Origin of the sequence: Bradyrhizobium sp. AUGA SZCCT0169 (genome assembly GCF_018130085.1) — a bacterium.
Classification (GTDB): Bacteria; Pseudomonadota; Alphaproteobacteria; order Rhizobiales; family Xanthobacteraceae; genus Bradyrhizobium.
In genome coordinates this window covers 52,188-69,197 of sequence record NZ_JAFCMC010000030.1, presented here as the reverse complement: position 1 = coordinate 69,197, position 17,010 = coordinate 52,188, and the positions used below count along the sequence as shown (strand labels likewise).

Annotated in this window: 11 protein-coding genes; 6 read left to right on the top strand and 5 right to left on the bottom strand. The window is 61.4% G+C overall.

From position 1 onward, the window contains the following. The first annotated feature begins 17 nt into the window (after positions 1 to 17). Positions 18 to 1,019, top strand: a complete 1,002-nt coding sequence (locus tag JQ609_RS26505; RefSeq protein WP_212275818.1) for an adenosine kinase — start codon at positions 18 to 20, stop codon at positions 1,017 to 1,019. 448 nt (positions 1,020 to 1,467) lie between these two features. Here the strand turns inward: JQ609_RS26505 and JQ609_RS35290 are convergent, their stop codons facing one another. After that, positions 1,468 to 2,223 carry an aKG-HExxH-type peptide beta-hydroxylase gene (locus tag JQ609_RS35290; RefSeq protein WP_212275816.1) on the bottom strand — a complete coding sequence of 252 codons (756 nt, stop codon included), beginning with the start codon at positions 2,221 to 2,223 and terminating at the stop codon, positions 1,468 to 1,470. A 469-nt stretch (positions 2,224 to 2,692) separates the two neighbouring features. Here JQ609_RS35290 and JQ609_RS26495 point away from each other — a divergent pair, with 469 nt between their 5' ends. The 3 genes from JQ609_RS26495 (at position 2,693) to JQ609_RS26485 (ending at position 7,993) form a co-directional block, all read left to right on the top strand. Beyond that, positions 2,693 to 4,492, top strand: a complete 1,800-nt coding sequence (locus JQ609_RS26495; RefSeq protein WP_212275814.1) for a hypothetical protein — start codon at positions 2,693 to 2,695, stop codon at positions 4,490 to 4,492. Next, positions 4,479 to 4,868 (top strand): hypothetical protein, encoded by a 390-nt coding sequence (locus JQ609_RS26490; protein WP_212275812.1) that lies wholly within the window; start codon positions 4,479 to 4,481, stop codon positions 4,866 to 4,868. Before JQ609_RS26495 ends, JQ609_RS26490 begins: the two co-directional genes overlap by 14 nt. 1,037 nt (positions 4,869 to 5,905) lie before the next feature. Then, positions 5,906 to 7,993 carry a tetratricopeptide repeat protein gene (locus JQ609_RS26485; RefSeq protein WP_212275810.1) on the top strand — a complete coding sequence of 696 codons (2,088 nt, stop codon included), beginning with the start codon at positions 5,906 to 5,908 and terminating at the stop codon, positions 7,991 to 7,993. Positions 7,994 to 8,187: 194 nt separating this feature from the next. Here JQ609_RS26485 and JQ609_RS26480 read toward each other — a convergent pair whose 3' ends face one another. Together JQ609_RS26480 and JQ609_RS26475 are read right to left on the bottom strand one after the other, a co-directional pair. Further along, positions 8,188 to 9,882 carry an AMP-binding protein gene (locus tag JQ609_RS26480; protein WP_212275808.1) on the bottom strand — a complete coding sequence of 565 codons (1,695 nt, stop codon included), beginning with the start codon at positions 9,880 to 9,882 and terminating at the stop codon, positions 8,188 to 8,190. A 185-nt stretch (positions 9,883 to 10,067) separates the two neighbouring features. Further along, entirely contained in the window at positions 10,068 to 11,261 is a 1,194-nt protein-coding gene (locus JQ609_RS26475) for a serine hydrolase (protein WP_212275806.1), read from the bottom strand. Between the two features lie 327 nt (positions 11,262 to 11,588). Here JQ609_RS26475 and JQ609_RS26470 point away from each other — a divergent pair, with 327 nt between their 5' ends. Together JQ609_RS26470 and JQ609_RS26465 are read left to right on the top strand one after the other, a co-directional pair. Continuing rightward, positions 11,589 to 11,906: a hypothetical protein gene (locus JQ609_RS26470; protein ID WP_212275804.1), complete on the top strand. Its 318-nt coding sequence runs from the start codon at positions 11,589 to 11,591 to the stop codon at positions 11,904 to 11,906. A 130-nt stretch (positions 11,907 to 12,036) separates the two neighbouring features. Next, positions 12,037 to 13,530, top strand: coding sequence for an NAD-dependent succinate-semialdehyde dehydrogenase (locus tag JQ609_RS26465; protein ID WP_212209951.1), 1,494 nt, complete (start codon positions 12,037 to 12,039; stop codon positions 13,528 to 13,530). Between the two features lie 180 nt (positions 13,531 to 13,710). On the opposite strand, the gene JQ609_RS26460 is transcribed toward JQ609_RS26465, so the two are convergent. Both JQ609_RS26460 and JQ609_RS26455 read right to left on the bottom strand, forming a co-directional pair. Further along, positions 13,711 to 14,745, bottom strand: a complete 1,035-nt coding sequence (locus JQ609_RS26460) for an alpha/beta fold hydrolase (RefSeq protein ID WP_212275802.1) — start codon at positions 14,743 to 14,745, stop codon at positions 13,711 to 13,713. Between the two features lie 42 nt (positions 14,746 to 14,787). Further along, positions 14,788 to 16,989 (bottom strand): SulP family inorganic anion transporter, encoded by a 2,202-nt coding sequence (locus tag JQ609_RS26455; protein WP_212275800.1) that lies wholly within the window; start codon positions 16,987 to 16,989, stop codon positions 14,788 to 14,790. Positions 16,990 to 17,010: the final 21 nt, after the last annotated feature.

Below are 17,010 nucleotides of genomic sequence, written 5' to 3'. Positions count from 1 at the left end.
TGCAACAGGACGGTGAGATGGCCGACGCAAAATATGACGTTCTCGGGATCGGCAATGCGATTTTCGACGTGCTGGTGCAGACCGACGAGGCCTTTCTCGGCCGCCATGGCATGACCAAGGGCGGCATGGCGCTGATCGACGAGGCGCGTGCCACGGCGATCTACGCCGATATGGGCCCGGCCACCGAAATGTCCGGAGGCTCCGCTGCCAACACCATCGTCGGCATCGCCAATCTCGGCGCGCGCGCCGCCTATGTCGGCAAGGTGCGCGACGATCAGATCGGCGGCCTCTACACCCATGACATCCGCGCCGCCGGCGTCGCATTCGAAACCAAAGCGGCAAGCGGCGGCCCTGCCACCGGCTGTTCCTACATCCTGGTGACGCCGGACGGCGAGCGCACCATGAACACCTATCTCGGTGCGGCGCAGGAATTGATGCCCGACGATATCGACGCGGCGCAGATTGCGGCCTCCAGCATCATCTATCTCGAAGGCTATCTCTGGGATCCGAAGAACGCCAAGGAAGCCTTCGTCAAGGCGGCGACCATCGCCCATGGCGCCGGCCGCCAGGTCGCGCTGACTTTGTCGGATTCATTCTGCGTCGGCCGCTACCGCGACGAGTTTCTCGACCTGATGCGCAAGGGCACCGTCGATCTGGTGTTCGCCAACGAGGCCGAGCTGCAATCGCTGTACGAAACTCCCGATTTCGAAGCGGCGCTGAAGCAGCTGCGCGCCGACACCAAACTCGGCATCGTCACCCGCAGCGAGAAGGGCTGCGTCGTGGCGTCGAAAGACGGCGTCGTCGCGGTGCCGGCCTTCCCGATTCAAAAGCTCGTCGACACGACAGGCGCCGGCGATCTGTTCGCCGCCGGTTTCCTGTTCGGCCTCGTCCGCAACGCCGGCCATGAAAATTCCGGCCGCCTCGGCGCCCTCGCGGCGGCCGAAGTGATCCAGCACATCGGCGCGAGGCCGCAGGTGTCGCTGAAGGAACTGGCGCAGAAGAACGGGCTGCCGGTGTAGGCGGCTTGCGAGGGGCGCGACCTCTCGCCTCGTCATGCCCGGGCTTGACCCGGGCATGCACGTCTTGGCCGTTAAATCGGCAAAGGTGAGCGGTCAATTCATTCTGCAAGCTTCGTATTCGCGGGCCTCTGCCGGCGCCAGCACCTCAGCCAGCAGCGCATCGAGCAGGCGACAGCGGTGACGCCACTAGCCGGTCGCACAGCGCGATCAGCGCATCACCGTGGCGACGATGTGGCGCTGCTCTGCTAAGGGTGGGAGGGGAAAGGGCATCCAAACGATTTTCACTTTCGAAATGTGGCTGTGCTCCGCCCTCGCTTGCCGAATAGAATTGATCGCGTTGCGACAACAAAAAAAGGAACAAGAACTGATTGAGGCGGCTAGGAATCGGCTGCATCACAACGTGCTGGCAATTGCCCTCGCCAACAAGCTCGCCCGCGGACGCTCCTCGCTACTGCCCTGCCATTCTGGATGAGTGAAAATGCACCGTGAGTTCGCTCGCCAAGCGGCGGCAAACGCTGAGCCCGACCTCTGTCAGATCCGGATCGTCTTTAATCTGCATGAGGCAACCAGCGACGTACGCAGTAAGTTCGCTGCGTCGTGGTACGTTGTCAACCCGGGCGTAGTAACGCCGCAACACGGCGGCAACATATGCGGCATCCATAGTTGCCGTCACTGTCCTGCCACTCGTTCCGGAAGGAAGCGTGTAGGTGAGGCGATGCAATGCTTCTTCGAAGGGATGCACCTCCTCTATCAGGTAAAGCCAAAGGTGCGCGAACTCGTGCAGATAATTTTCGAGCAATAGGCGCGGGTCGCGCCGTTGATCATCCAATGATGCCAAATAGATGTGTTGGGGACTGCTCAAGATTGAATAGCCGAAATATGTGGAGGTCGGAACGACCATCACCCGCACAGGAAGCGAGAGAACTTCGCGCCATTCCGGCATTGCTTCAATGATCTGTGCTTTCGCTCCTTCTAACAACTCCGCGAAGTCGGGGTCCGGCACAACGGCCCCCGCGGTGAATGGGTCCTGGTCCCATTCCGCCTCATAAACCTGTTTCGCAATCTCAGGATCTAGGAATGTGCGAGTCGGATCGTCTGGAGGGGAACCGCGAGCAACTCGATCCCTGCGTCTATTCGCCACGGCGTTCAGAAGTTGAGCCGCGTCGAAGTCATCATCCAGCAAGGGCAGTTTATCGAAGCGCACGGATCTGCCCTCGAGAAATCGCTAATCGGATTCAAGCGGGCGGCGCCGGCCTGTTGAACAGACCCTGGTCTAGCAACCGTCCGAAATCCCGAGCGATGCGCTCTTCCGCTCCTTCCGGAATATCGAATGACCGCGCCATGCTAATGCTGGCCCGCACCGTCAGAGCAGACGCTGAAGACCCTTTTGTATTGGGGTTTGGGTTAGGGTTTGGGTTCGTGTTGGGGTTCGGATTAGTGTTTGGATTTGGATTTGGATTCGGGTTCTTGTTCGGGTTTGGGTTTGGGTTCGGATTAGAATTCGGATTTGGGTTTGTGTTCGGGTTGGGATTTTGGTTGGGATTCGGATTACCGCTTGGCATACTTTCCTCCCCTGGTTCACTACCACTAGCTGCAGAAGCTATCCATGATAGACTAGGTGGTCAAGACCTTGGCGAGTTCCCGTCAAGCTTTGCCCTTGCGAGGATGGTGCAATGCAACTCGATCAACCCGGATCATGGGCGGTCAAAGATGAAGATTACTCATTGGGAGCGTTTACGATCCAGCCCGTTGACGGCATCTTTGAGCCCCTGACGGTTCAATTGCGGGGACTATTGCTTTACCCAGTATCGAATGGCGGCGAAAAGTTTCCGCTGATCATTCTGGCCCACGGCCGGCATTCCGCATCAATCGAAAATTTCCGCGGCCTCGGCTATATCGGCCGTCGCTTGGCTTCGCATGGTTACGTGTGCGCAAGCATCGACTTAAATGATCTGGTCGGTCCGCAAGGAACTGGAGTTTCGAAAAAGCCGCCGATTGTGACCGGCGGAGCAATAGAGCATCGCGCTCGAACAATTTTGAGAACGATAACAGCGCTTGCAGAGCATCCGGTATGCGCGAGTTTAGGCAACTTCAAATCCGTTGGATTGGTAGGCCATTCGCGAGGGGCAGAAGCGGCATGCCGCGCCGGGGCGTTGGACAACGAATTAGGCGGCTTGCACGGAATCCGCGCCGTATTTTCCATCGCGCCGGTCGACTTCATGGGCGTCCGGCCGCCCCTGCCGTTCTTTCTTCTCTACGGCGACCTCGATGCGGATGTCAGCGACGGTCAGTCATTTCGCTTGTGGGACCGAGCCGCCAGCCGGCGCGCCGGCATTTTCGTCTCGGGAGCGATCCACAATTACTTCTCCGAGAACTGGGACAGCGAGTGGAGCACGGTCAATAATCGCATTCTGTCCCGCGACAAACATGAAGCGCTTGCGAAGTGTTATACCACGGCCTTCTTCGAGCGAGAACTGCGCGGCGCGACCGGCTTCGATCGGATTCTCAACGGTTCGGTGAAGCCAGAAACGCTGGAAGCGCTAGAGCTCTTTCCCTTGTTCTCTCCCGTGCTGCGTGGCGATATCGACACTTTCGAAGGAAAGTTCGATATCAAGACCAATGGACTCGGACTCGGCACTGAAACGGCAGGCGAAATCTTTATCCGGGAGATAGATCTCGAGCGCTTCAAAATAGATGCGGAGTCGATTGGAAACGTGATTCCAAAATACCTTCAATATCACCAGTATCTGGGTGATCCAAACTACGCGCAGTATTACGATTATCTTCGCTCCGAGATCGCCGCTATGGTCGATGCTATGCTACAAGCCTTGCGATATCTGGCGGATGCGGGCAATGCGCAGGCAACAGCCGCGTTGAAGGAAAAACTGAGACAGATTGATCCGACGTTTGATTTGACGCCTGCGGGGTGGAAAGTGCTCCACGACAAGTTGGTAGCGGCTGCCACGGCGAAAGGTGTTCTGTTGGAGATCGTGGATTTTGTGCGAAGAGCAAGCCCGGCCGATCATGCGTTCAATCATGTTGGCAAGGCGCTTGCGATCGATTGGCGCGCGGCCGGCGCGATTTATCGAACAGCGCTTGGGGATTTCAATGCAAGCCAATTTGACACGATCGCAATGCGCGTTGGTCAAAACTACGGGGCCGACCAATCACCAGCGCTGAACACGGCAGGAAGTCCACAGACTTTTACGGTAGAGCTTCAGGACAAGAATGGAATTGTCGCCACTGTGAATCTCGAACTTTTGGGACTGCATGTGCCTTCACCGGCCGCCGACCAGGAAACATTCAAAACCGCTTTAACCACCATCGCATTGCCAATCAGCCTCTTCTCCAGGCCACAGCAGCCCGATTTACGGCACCTCGCGTCTGTTGCATTGATCTTCAACAACGCTCGGGGAAGCATCGCAATCGATGATCTCTCCTTTATTAAGGATGGTCGACATGAAGCCGTTTGAGGTCAGGGGCATTTCGTCTAAGCGATCCACGGTGCCCTCGGGAGCCGTACTCGACAGTACACTCAAGCCCTCAGGTTTTCGCAGTCGGTTCGACCTGTCCGACCTCCATGCGTCGAGGGATCCTCGCGCTCCTGCTGGCGGATTAGATGTTCCCGTCGAGCCTATGACGCGAGTCGAGCTGAAGGTTTCGGGCGCCGTGCCGCAAAGCAATTTCACGAACATTCGTGTAAACGGAAATCTAATGATTGGAACGATGCTCGATGAGGCTGGTCAAAAGCTCACTGGCTACGTGCGCGCTTCCTTGCCCAAGCGTGTCGATGTTGAGTTGGAGTTCGCCGACGGGACAAGGTCGGTGTTTAATGTGGAGCACGAGTGACTACACCAACGGTGGATTTACCAAGGCGCCAGCAAATGTCGGCATAGGTGGTTGCGCCTCCCCGATTTGAACCCATCAATCGATGGCTTTGCTCAACTGATCATTTCATGATGCGCATTGGCACCGCTAGGCCGCCAATAGTACGCTTGCGTTGTCAGAGCTGATAAAGCGCTAACAGGTACGCCCGGTCACCTACTCCTGACCAGGGCTGTGGTGATACTTGTTTTACCGTTTCATCGCCGACCCAAACAATCTCGCCGCGGCTGATGTAGACGACAGCGCCACGACTGGCATGGGTCGCCGACAGATAGCCGCACAGCTGCCTATGCAACGCAAGCGCGGTGGCTCATCAATAGATAGTTGCTTCGCCACTAGCAATGCCATAATTCTGGTTTGCAGAAATAGCTCTTGACGCCACCCCCAAATCACCGGTTACATCCGCCGCATCCCGTCCCACTCTGAGGGGCGTTGGCCATCGTCACAACGAGGGGCGGGGTGCGGTGGACGCTGATGTTGCGATTGACGGTCGCGGCAAAGGCGTACGGCGAAAGCGTGTGGTCCTGGCGCCCGTAACGGCGTCAAGCTCTGAAGAAGCTAACGCTTCGGAGGGGTGACGGTGGCAATAGAGGCCGTCTCACCGGGGAGAGCGCGTCATAAGTCGTAAAGCCACTGCGCAGGGAATGTCGGATGCTCTCCGCTGCCCTGTATGCTCGTGTGCAGCTTTTTTGCACTATTCGCACACGAGACCGCGGGTGCAGCGCGCATCCGGCATTCCCCGCGCCCTCTGTTTTCCAGGGCGTGAAACTAAAGGTACAACTCGGGCGCATCGCGCCGCGGGAACGTGACGCTATATCCGCGTCATTGCGAGGAGCGAAGCGACGACGCAATCCATCCATCCGTTACGCCTCCCTAGGGATTGCTTCGCTTCGCTCGCCGGATCTGCCACAACGCTGAATTGCCTTTCCATCCCCATCTCGATATTTTGTTCACCCATTGATATTGCGGCACGGAGGTCGGCTCTGGTTCCTCCCAAACAAATGCAAGTCGCTTCCCGCATCTGGTTTCTCGCGGCCATCGCGGCCGCCGCGCTGTGCCAGCCACTGGCCCCGGCAGTTGCGGATGATCTGGCGGATTGCAACAGCGGGCCGCCGGCGAAAGTGGAAGCGGCGTGTGCTTCCATCATCAATGATACGGCGCGCCCGACGGACGACCGCATCAAGGCCTATCTCGGCCGGTCGCGGCTCTATCTCAATTCGGCGAAGATCGATCTGGCCCTGGCGGATGCCGAAGCGGCGCTGACGCTGGATTCCAATTCGGTTCAGGCGCTGCTGCAACGGGGCATCGCTTATCAGCGGAGCAACAAACTGGATCTGGCGAAGGCCGATTTCGATCGCGCGCTGGAGATCGAGCCGAAGAATGCGTTCGCGCTGCTGTCGCGCGGCAATCTTCGTTCTCAGCAGCGGAATTGGCCGGAAGCGATCGGCGATTTCGACGCGGCCATCGCCGCGCGTCAGGATTTCGCGCCGGCCTATGTCAGCCGCGGCCGCGCCTATTCCGAGAGTGGTCAGCTCGACAAGGCGCTCAGCGACCTGAACGCCGCCATTGCGATCAACGTCAATGTGCCGGCGGCGTTCTACTGGCGCGGGCAGACCTTCCGCCGCAAGGGCGATATCGATCGCGCCATCGAGGATTTTTCGCGCGCCATCGCGCAGGGCCCGAAAAACGACATGGCGCCCTATTACGCGCGCGCCCAGCTCTACAGTTCCAAGGGCGATTACACCCGCGCGCTGGCCGATCTCGACGCGGTCCTGGCGGTGGCGCCCGACAGTGCAGCGGCCAAGCAACTGCGCCAGTCGACGCTCGCGATGCAGACGGAACTGGCGAAGGCTCAAGGCGGCGACAAGGGCAACGACAAGCCGAAGGCGCTGCCGGCAGCGCCGTCGACATCCGAGATGGCCGGCCAGATCGCTCCACTGCCGCAAGCCGCGCCATCAGGCAATGCTGCCGGCAAGCCGTTGCTCGACCGGGCGCGGCAGCTCATCGTCCAGGCCAAGTACGCCGATGCGGTCGGGCTCCTGAACCAGGTGCTGACAGCCGATCCGCGCGATGAGGCCGCGCTGCAACTCCGCTCCAGCGCGCGCACCAGGCTCGGACAACTCGCCGAGGCCCGCGCCGACCTCGATGAACTGATCAAGCTCCGGCCGAATGACGCGACGGCGCTGGCGCTGCGCGGGGTGACGTCGGCTGCCATGCGACAGCCCGACCAGGGCATGGTCGACGTCGAAGCGGCACTGAAGATCAACCCCAACAGCGCGCAGGCCCATTACAGCCGCGGCATTGTGCAACGGCAGTTGGGGAAAGCCCCGGCTGCGCTTGCCGATTTCGATCGCGCGATCGCGATCGACCCCAGGATGAGCCCCGCCTTCTATGAGCGCGGCATCACCCAGATGTCGCTCAATCAGCTCGACAAGGCCTTGACCGATTTCGACCAGGCGCTGGCCCTGGCGCGGGTGTACGATCTGGCCAAGGCCGCCCGCGGCGTGGTGCTGCTCATGAAGGGCAACTCGGCCGAAGGGCTGGCCGATATCAACGCCGTGCTCGAGCGAAATCCTTCCAACCAGACCGCCGTCTTCGGCCGCGGACTTGCCCTGGTCAATTCGGGCCAGTTCGATCGCGCGATCGTCGCCCTCGATACCGTGGTGGGAAAGGCGGCGGATGACAGCATGGCGCGCACGCTTCGCGCCCGCGCCTATCTCGGCAAGGGCGAGACGCGCAGCGCGCTGGCGGACCTTGATCTCGTCCTCAAGGCGCGGCCTTCGGATGCGTCGGCGCTGACGCTGCGCGGCAGCGTCTTCTCGGCGCTGCGCGACTATCCGAAGGCCCTGAAGGACCTCAACGAGGCGGTCGAACGCCGCGAAACCATCGAGAGCTACGTTGCGCGGGCGCAGGTTTACGAGGCGCAGAACGATTCCGAAAAAGCCGCCGCCGATTATCGCCGTGCGACCGAGCTCGTGCCGCGGAGCGTGTTCGAAACCAACGCGCAGGCCAATGCGAAGAAAAAAGCTCAGCAGCTTTCCAAGCGCGTCCCCTGCGGCGACATGGCCGGCAGCGGGACGTGTTTGTGATTTGCGGGGGCCTCCGGCAATGATCGCCACACCCCAACTGTCATCGCCCGGCTTGACCGGGCGACCCAGTATTCCAGAGGCGTCAATGATCGAACCGAGAAGCCGCGGCGTACTGGATCACCCGCCTGCGCGGGTGACGACAGTTGAGTGTGGCGTGGCAACGCGTCCGGCAAATACATTGCCGGCAGTCAAACTCACGCCGTCTTCGCCGCCTTCAATCCAAGCCGCGCCTCGACCGCGTCCCGCATCAAAAACTTCTGAATCTTCCCCGTCACCGTCATCGGAAATTCCTCGACGAACTCGACATAGCGCGGAATCTTGTTGTGCGCGATCTGGCCGTGACAGAAGGCGCGAACCTCGTCAGCGGTCAGCGTTTCGCCGGGTCTGACGCGAACCCAGGCGCACAGTTCCTCGCCATAGCGCTCGTCGGCGACGCCAAAAATCTGCACGTCCTGGATCTTGGGATGGCGATAGAGGAATTCCTCGATCTCGCGCGGATAAAGGTTCTCGCCGCCGCGGATCACCATGTCCTTGATGCGGCCGACGATGTTGCAATAGCCCTCGGCGTCGATGATCGCGATGTCGCCGGTGTGCATCCAGCCATTGGCGTCGAGCACGTCGGATGTCTTCTCGGCCTCGTCCCAGTAACCCAGCATGATGCTGTAGCCGCGGGTGCAGAGTTCGCCGCGCATCCCGCGCGGCACGATGCGGCCCTCGAGATCGACTACCTTGACCTCGACATGCGGGTGGATGCGCCCCACCGTGGAGACGCGGCGTTCCAGCGGCTCGTCCGTCGAACTCTGGAAACTGACAGGGCTGGTTTCGGTCATGCCGTAGGCGATCGTGACTTCGCCCATGTTCATCTCGTTGTTGACGCGCTTCATCACCTCGACCGGGCAGGGCGCGCCGGCCATGATGCCGGTACGCAGCGATTTCAGGTCGAAGCGCGCAAATTCGGGGTGATCGAGTTCGGCGATGAACATCGTCGGCACGCCATAGAGCGCGGTGCATCGTTCCTTCTCGATGGTCTGCAACGTCGCCAGCGGATCAAAACCCTCGCCGGGATAAACCATGGTGGCGCCGAGCGTCACCGCGGCGAGATTGCCCATCACCATGCCGAAGCAGTGATACAGCGGCACCGGAATGCAGATGCGGTCCTGTTCGGTCAGGCGCATGGCGCGGCCGACGAAATAGCCGTTGTTGAGAATATTGTGGTGCGTCAGCGTAACGCCCTTCGGCGAGCCTGTGGTGCCGCTGGTGAACTGGATATTGACGGGATCGTCGAACTGCAGCGTCCTGGCCAGCTCCGCCAGCGTCTCGCGGTGCCGCGCGCTGCCCATCTGCGTCACGTCTTCGAATGCGATGGTGCCGGGCGATGCCGGCCCACCGATCTGGATCACCGCGCGCAGCTTCGGCAGCCGCGCCGCCTGCAACTCGCCGGGCGTCGATGTGGCCAGCTCGGGCAGCAGCGTGTTCAGCATCTCCATGTAATTCGAGGTCTTGAACGCGGTAGCGGTCACGATCGCGGCGCAGCCGACCTTTGCCAGGGCGAATTCGAGTTCGCTGAGGCGATAGGCCGGATTGATGGTGACGAGGATGATGCCGGCTTTCGCGGCGGCAAACTGCGTCAGCGTCCATTCCGGCCGGTTGAGCGACCAGACGCCGATCCGCGCGCCGCGTTCGAGCCCGAGCGCCAGAAAGCCGGCCGCCAGCGCATCGACGCGTTCGCAAAATTCCTTCCAGGTCCAGCGGACATTGTGGCTCGGCGAAACCAGCGCCTCGCGGTCGCCCCAGCGCCGCACCGCGTGATCGAGGCTTTGCCCGATGGTGTCGCCCAGCAGAGGTGCATCGGCTGTGCCGCAAACGTAGCTGGCGGTTGGTTCGGTCATCGTGCCACACCCAAGGTTGTCATCCCCCCGCGCATGCAGGGGATCCAGTATCCCAGTGGCGTCAATTATAGCACCGAGAGGCCGCGGCGTACTGGCTCCCCCGCTCCAGTGCGCAATTGCGCACAAGGCGGGGGATGACGATTTGTGGGTGGGGCGGGGTCGGACCGCGTCTCGACAGTTCGCGTTCAAGCCGCCCTCTGGCCACTCCCTGCGTCGAGCCCGGCATAGATGCCACGCTCGAAGCCCGCAAAGGCCTCCAGGCATTTCGCGTCCACGAACGGCAACAACTGCATCAGGATCACGCCGGCGACGTTACGCGCCGGATCGATCCAGAAATAGGTGTTGGCGAGGCCAGCCCAGGCGAGGCTGCCCGGGCTGCGGCCCTCCGGCGTCTTGGCGGTGTTGATCAGGAAGCTCAGCCCCCATTTTTTCACCATGTCCGGATAGAGATCGACATCGTTGGTGTACATCGGCGCCATGGTGGGCATCTTGCCTATGGTGAGATCGCCGATGTGGTTCTGGCCCATCAACGCCACGGTCTCCGGCTTCAGCAGCTGGTTGCCGTTGCCCTTGCCTTTATTGAGGATCATCTGGGTGAACTTGATGTAGTCAGCGGCCGTGCTGTAGAGGCCACCGCCGCCCATATGAAATTCCGGATTCTGTTCGAGCTCGAACGGGATCGACGCCAGCGAGCCATCCTCGCCGCGCGCATGCATGCCGACCAGGCGTTGGCGCTGGGAATCCGTGATCTTGAAGCCGGTGTCGTTCATGCCGAGCGGTGCGAACATATAATCGCGCAGGTAAGCGTCGAGACGCTGGCCGCTCGCAGCTTCCACCGCCTTGCCGACGAAATCGATGTTGATGCCATATTCCCAGCGCGTGCCGGGATCGGACATGATCGGCCCCTTCAGCGCGGCGTTCAGGCAGGAGAAGATGTTCGGGGTCCCGGTCTTATCCTGGTATTTCCCCATGTCGGCGTTCCACACGTCGTAGCAGTAGCCGGCGGTGTGGGTCATGAGATGGCGCAGCGTGATCGGATTCTTCGCCGGGCGCAGTTTTGGCTCGCCCTTGGGGTCAAAACCTTCCAGCACCTGCGGGGAGGCCAGATCAGGCAGCAGCTTGCCGATCGGCTCGTCCAGCGAGAGCTTGCCTTGCTCGACGAGCTGCATGCCGGCGGCGCACGTGATCGCCTTGGTCATCGAGGCGATCCAGAACACGCTGTCGGCGGTCATCGGATCGTCCTTGGAGAGGTCGCGTTTGCCGAACGCGCCCTGGTAGATCACCTCGCTGCCGGTTGCCGCGACGGCGACCACGCCGGGAATCTCCTTGGCCTCGCATTTCTGACGCAGAACCTGATCGATCTGAGCTTTGCTTTGCATGGGTCACCTCCCGTTTGTTGTTATGGAGTGCCGCGATCTTCCCCCCGGCATCGCAATCCCGCAAGCGCTCGCGGCGCCTTGCCGCTGACGTCGCGATCTCGTGATGGGCAGGCGGGCGACACAAAACTGCAACACTCCGCCACAATTCGCGGTGGACGAACGGCAATATCGATGACCGCTTCGGGCACAAACGATAAGTTGATTCCATAATGATTCCCGGTGCTGATTCTTTGCAGTAAGACATTCAGATTCCAGCAGAAACGCTGCCCCCGAACTGAATGATTTGATGAAAATGGTTGTAGTTTTTCCCATTGCGAGGATGCCGCGATGATCTCGACCTGGAGTGAATGGAAACGATATCCCCGCCCCGGACGCAGTGAGAACATCGAGGCGCCGATCTCTCCGGGCCTCTACGAGGTCCGTGTTGCCGGCACCGGCGCGCTGCACTCGTTCGAGGCGGTCGACAATGTCGCCGTGGCGCTGGCGCAATTGCAAGTCGGTTCCAGATCCTGGTTCTCGCGCCGCAGCGCCAAACTGCCCGAGCTGGAATACCGTACCTGCGCGACGTCCTCGCGCGCCGACGCCAAGGCCGCCGCCGAGCGCATGATCGGCCGTCGCGAAACCTATATGGGCAGCGCGGTCTGATCGGGCCGCAACGAGCCTTCAAGATAGCTTGAATCAGCCGCGCGTTTGCGGCCGATGCATTGCCGGCTGAATAGGCCTATACTCGGATCAATACCCAAAAAATCCCAAGAAAACTCCGAGGAGTTACGCCATGAACCCGCCCGTCGCCGCACGCGCTTCGCAATCCGCCCCCTCCCTACGCGACCGCCTGAAGGATCCCTCGCTGCTGCGTGAGCAGTGCTACATCGACGGCGCCTGGACCGGGAAGGCGTCAAAGCCGGTGACCAATCCGGTCAATGGCGTCGAGCTGGCAAAAATTCCGGTCATGAGCACCGCGGAGACGACGCAAGCGGTCGAAGCCGCCGAGCGCGCGTTCCCGGCCTGGGCCAAACTGACCGCCAAGGCGCGCTCCAACATCCTGCGCAAATGGTTCGACCTGATCATCGCCAACCGCGAAGACATCGCGCTGATCCTGACCTCCGAACAGGGCAAGCCGCTGACGGAAGCGCTCGGCGAAGTCGATATCGGCGGCGCCTATGTCGAATTTTTCGCCGAGGAAGCGCGCCGTGTCTATGGCGAAACCATTCCGACCCAGCGCGCCGATGCGCGATTGCTCGCGATCAAGCAGCCGATCGGCGTCTGCGGCGCGATCACGCCGTGGAATTTTCCCTGCTCGATGATCACCCGAAAGGTCTCGCCGGCGCTGGCCGCGGGCTGCACGGTCGTGCTCAAGCCCGCCAATGAAACGCCCCTGACGGCGCTGGCGCTGGTGGCGCTCGCCGAAAAAGCCGGCGTGCCCAAGGGCGTGTTCAACATCCTGACTGGCAATTCCTCGGCGATCGGCAAGGTGCTGTGCGAGCACCCGGCGGTGCGCTTCGTCGGCTTCACCGGCTCGACCGAAGTCGGCAAGATCCTGTACCAGCAGGCCGCCGTCGGCGTGAAGAAGCTCGGCCTCGAACTCGGCGGCAACGCACCGTTCGTGGTGTTCGACGACGCCGATATCGATGCCGCCGTCGAAGGCGCCATCGTTTCCAAGTATCGCAACATGGGCCAGACCTGCGTCTGCGCCAACCGCATCTACGCCCAGGACAAGATCTACGACCAGTTCGTCGAAAAGCTCTCGGCCAAGGTCGCGGCGATGAAGATCGGCGACGGCACGGAAGCCGGCGTGGTGCAGGGCCCGCTGATCAACATGGAAGCGGTCGACAAGGTCGAGAAGCACATCGCGGATGCGGTCAAGGGCGGTGCGAAAATCGTCACCGGCGGCAAGCGCCATGCGCTCGGCGGCAGCTTCTTCGAGCCGACGGTGTTGTCGAACGTCAAGCCCGACGCGTTGGTCGCGCACGAAGAGACCTTCGGGCCGCTGGCGCCGGTGTTCCGCTTCAAGGACGAGGCCGACGTGATCGCGATGTGCAACGCCTCGCCGTTCGGGCTCGCGTCCTACTTCTATTCACGCGATCTCGGCCGGGTCTGGCGGGTCGCCGAAGCGCTGGAGTCCGGCATGGTCGGCGTCAACACCGGGCTGATCACCACCGAAGTCGCACCCTTCGGTGGCGTCAAGGAGTCTGGCCTCGGCCGCGAAGGCTCGCATCACGGCATGGAAGAATATGTCGAGATCAAATACGTGATGATGGCGGGGATTTGATTGCGTCGCCCCGGCGAACGCCGGGGCCCATAACCCCGGTCGTCTGTTACAGGAGCGACATGCTTCAACGAGGCCACTTGCACTTGCCGTGGCCATTGACGGCACGGCGTATGGGTCCCCCGATGTGCAATTGCACATCTGAGCTCAAGGCCGGGACGACGGTGGTTAGATACGTGACGTTCAGATCTCATCCATAAACCGCTTCAGCCGCGGCGCCCATTTGTGGGCGTCGAGGCCGGAGGCGGAGTGGCCGAGTTCGCTGTCGAGCAGGAAATAATCGGCATCGACGCCGGCGGCCTTCAATCCCTGCATCACGCCGGGCGCGATGTCAGGCGGAAACAATTTGTCCGTCCGCGACAGCACAAACAGGACCTTCGATTTGATCTGGCCGAATTGCCCGGTCACGTCGAAGTCGCGCAGCGCTTTGGCAAGAATGATCAGCGAATTGGCATCGAATCCCTCTGCCCACCGCGCCGCCTCGTCGCGGATCGCGGCTTCGATCTCCGCAGGATCGGACATCGTCGCTTTCAGGCGGGTCTCGATGCCGTAGGTCTTCAGCGTCGCCATGCGGATCCCGGTCATGGTCTCCACGACCCCGCCGCGATCGTAATAATCGCCGCCATTCCAGTTCGGGTCCTTCGAGAGCGCTCCGAGCAGGCGCGCGACATTGCCCTCGGATCGTTCGCGCGGCACCAGCGGCGAGGTGACGACGGCGGCGATCCCCTTCATCGCGTCGGGATAGTTGACGGCCCATTGCAACGCCTGGAATCCGCCATAGGACGGGCCGACGATCGCAACCAGTTTGTCGATGCCGAGATGATCGAGCAGCAGCCGCTGCGTGCCGACGATGTCGCTGACATTTATGTCGGGGAATCGCGGCCCGTAGGGCTTGCCGGTTGCGGGGTCGATACTCCGGGCATTGGTCGATCCGTAGGAGGAGCCCAGCATGTTCGGGCAGATCGCAAAATAGCGATTGGTGTCGACGGCCTTGCCGGGGCCGACGATCTCACTCCAGCTGCCTTCGCCCGTCGTGCCACCGGGATCGATGATCTGCGGGCCGCTGGTGTTGCCATGCGTGACCAGCACAGCATTGCTGCGATCGGGCGCCAGCGTGCCGAGCGTCGCAAAGGCGATCGTCACTTTGGGCATCACGACGCCGCTTTGCAGGCGATAGTTGGTGGTGGAGAAGGTCTTCGCGCCAGCCTGTGCGGTCATATGCTCTAACCCGGAGGAGGAAAGGCTGCAGAATGCAACGTTCTATCGCCGTAACACTGCAATGGTGCGATTGGCAAAAGTAAGTCGTTCGGCCATAACAGATACGAAATAGGTCAGCAGCTTCTGGCTGAGCGAGGGGTCATCGATCTTGAGCGCTTCAAACTGATGCGCACTCAGGACGTACAGGATACTCGCGACCTCGGCTTGAATCGTCGCGCTGCGTTGCGCCTGCGATACAAGACCCATCTCGCCGATCGTCGTGTAGCGGCCGAGGCTTCGCACCCGCGTGGTGCGGCCTTCCGCAGCCGGCACCATGATGCCAACGCGGCCGTCCAGGATGAAATGCATGGAATCGGCGGCGTCGCCGGCACTGACAATGATCTCTCCGGCGTCGATCTCGACACGCTCGCAGCGATGCATCAGCGCCACCGCGTCGCGCGGGGTTCCAAGAATCTGGGTGAACCAGTCACGCAGATTGGCCTCCTCCTGCTCGTGGCCTTGATGCTTCGCAATGATCTCGTTCTCGCATTGCTCCAGCGCATGATCGAGCTCAGGCACGATACGAACCCGGCCGGCGATGAAACCGCTGGACCGCAGCGCTTTCTCGGCGAGTTTTGGCAAATGAACCAGCACCAGTTCGATGTGTCGCTCGTCGGCGCTGCGCTTGATCTGGGCAAAACTGTAGGCCGCCGATGAATCGAACCCGGTAACCAGCTTGAAGTCGAACACCAGATAGCGACATTCCGGACGCTGCGCGAGCAGCGCCTTGACGTGCTGGTAGAGCCGGTTGGCGGAACCGAAGAACAGATAGCTTTGCAGATTAAGGCCCTGGATTTGTCCGCCATGGGCCGTCAGAACCGTCTGGTCGTCGCGCGAACGATCCAGCGAACTGCGATATTCGGAGCCGTCAAAGCTGAATTTGATCGGGTCGATCCGTGCGGCCGTGAACGCGAATGTCGCGCAGCCGATCACGACGCCGATCAGCACCCCGGCGACAAAGCCCCACTGCAGGATGATGATGATGATCGCCAGCAGGGAGACATATTCGGTCTTGGTCAGGCGCCGCCGCGATTCGATGATCCATTTGTGCAGCTGATCGGCGCCCAGATAGATCAGCAGACCCCCGAGCACGAATTTCGGCATATAGCCGAGCAGAACAGGAGCAACCGCCAGCATCAGCACCGAGATCGCGGCCACCGTCAGGCCGGCGAGCCGGCCGGTCCCGCCGCTGCTGAAGTTGAGGATGGTGCGGCTGACCGAGATACAGCCGGTATAGCCGCCGAACGCGCCCGACAGGATGTTGGCAAGGCCGGTGACGTTCAATTCCCGCTCGAGATTGGCTTCGCGGTGCGCGACAACCTCGATGCCCGCGGTGTTGAACAGCGTGCTCGACGCCGTGACGAAAATGACGGCGACCAGATTGCCGAGCAGGTCCGGCACGGCATGCCAGGGATAGCGGGCCATCTCGGCCGTGCTCCACGGCAGCATGATGCTGACGCTGGGCGGCGGTTGAAACGTCCATCCCGAGGCCTGCGCTTCTGCCGAGGTGAAGCCCGCCAGCCAGAAAGCGATATGTCCAACGACCACGCCTCCGACCAGCATGGCCGGCAGGCCGAACGAGGTGCGGGTGCGATGCCAGGTCAGATACAGCGCCAGCGCCATCGCGCAGGCCGCCGCCAACTCGGACAGGGTCAGGATGTTGGCGAATTGATCGAGCGTCGAGAATTGGAGACGATGGCCGGTGATGACGCGGATCGCTCCCAAAATGATCAGGCAGGCGGTGGCGCCGAGGAACCCGCCCACGACGGGATAGGGCACGTAGCGGATCGCGCGGCCCATCCGCGTCACCCCGAAGCCGCACAGCACGATGCCGGTGACGATGGCGGAAAGGCCAAGCGTCATCAGTGCCGGGGCCAGCGGCGATGCCGAGGGATCGCTTGCGATGACGTGCTCGACCAGCGACGCAGCCAGAATTCCGGTCATCGCCGCCGTGGAACTCTCGGGCGCCGCAATCGCGAACGGGAAGGAGCTTCCCCAGGCGATGACCGCGGCGAGAATGGCCGAGGAGATGAAGGTCGCGGCCAGTCCGTAGGAGAGATATGGCGTCAGCGGGCCGGTAAAAATCAGAAGCGCGTAGGACAGGCCAAATGTAATCGTCAGGACACTGGCGGCGCTGCCGCCGAGAATGTCATTGAAGGTCTTCCGAATGAACTCCGGCTCGCCTTTAAGAGATCGACTGACCACGCCCCACTTGCCCCCGGCACC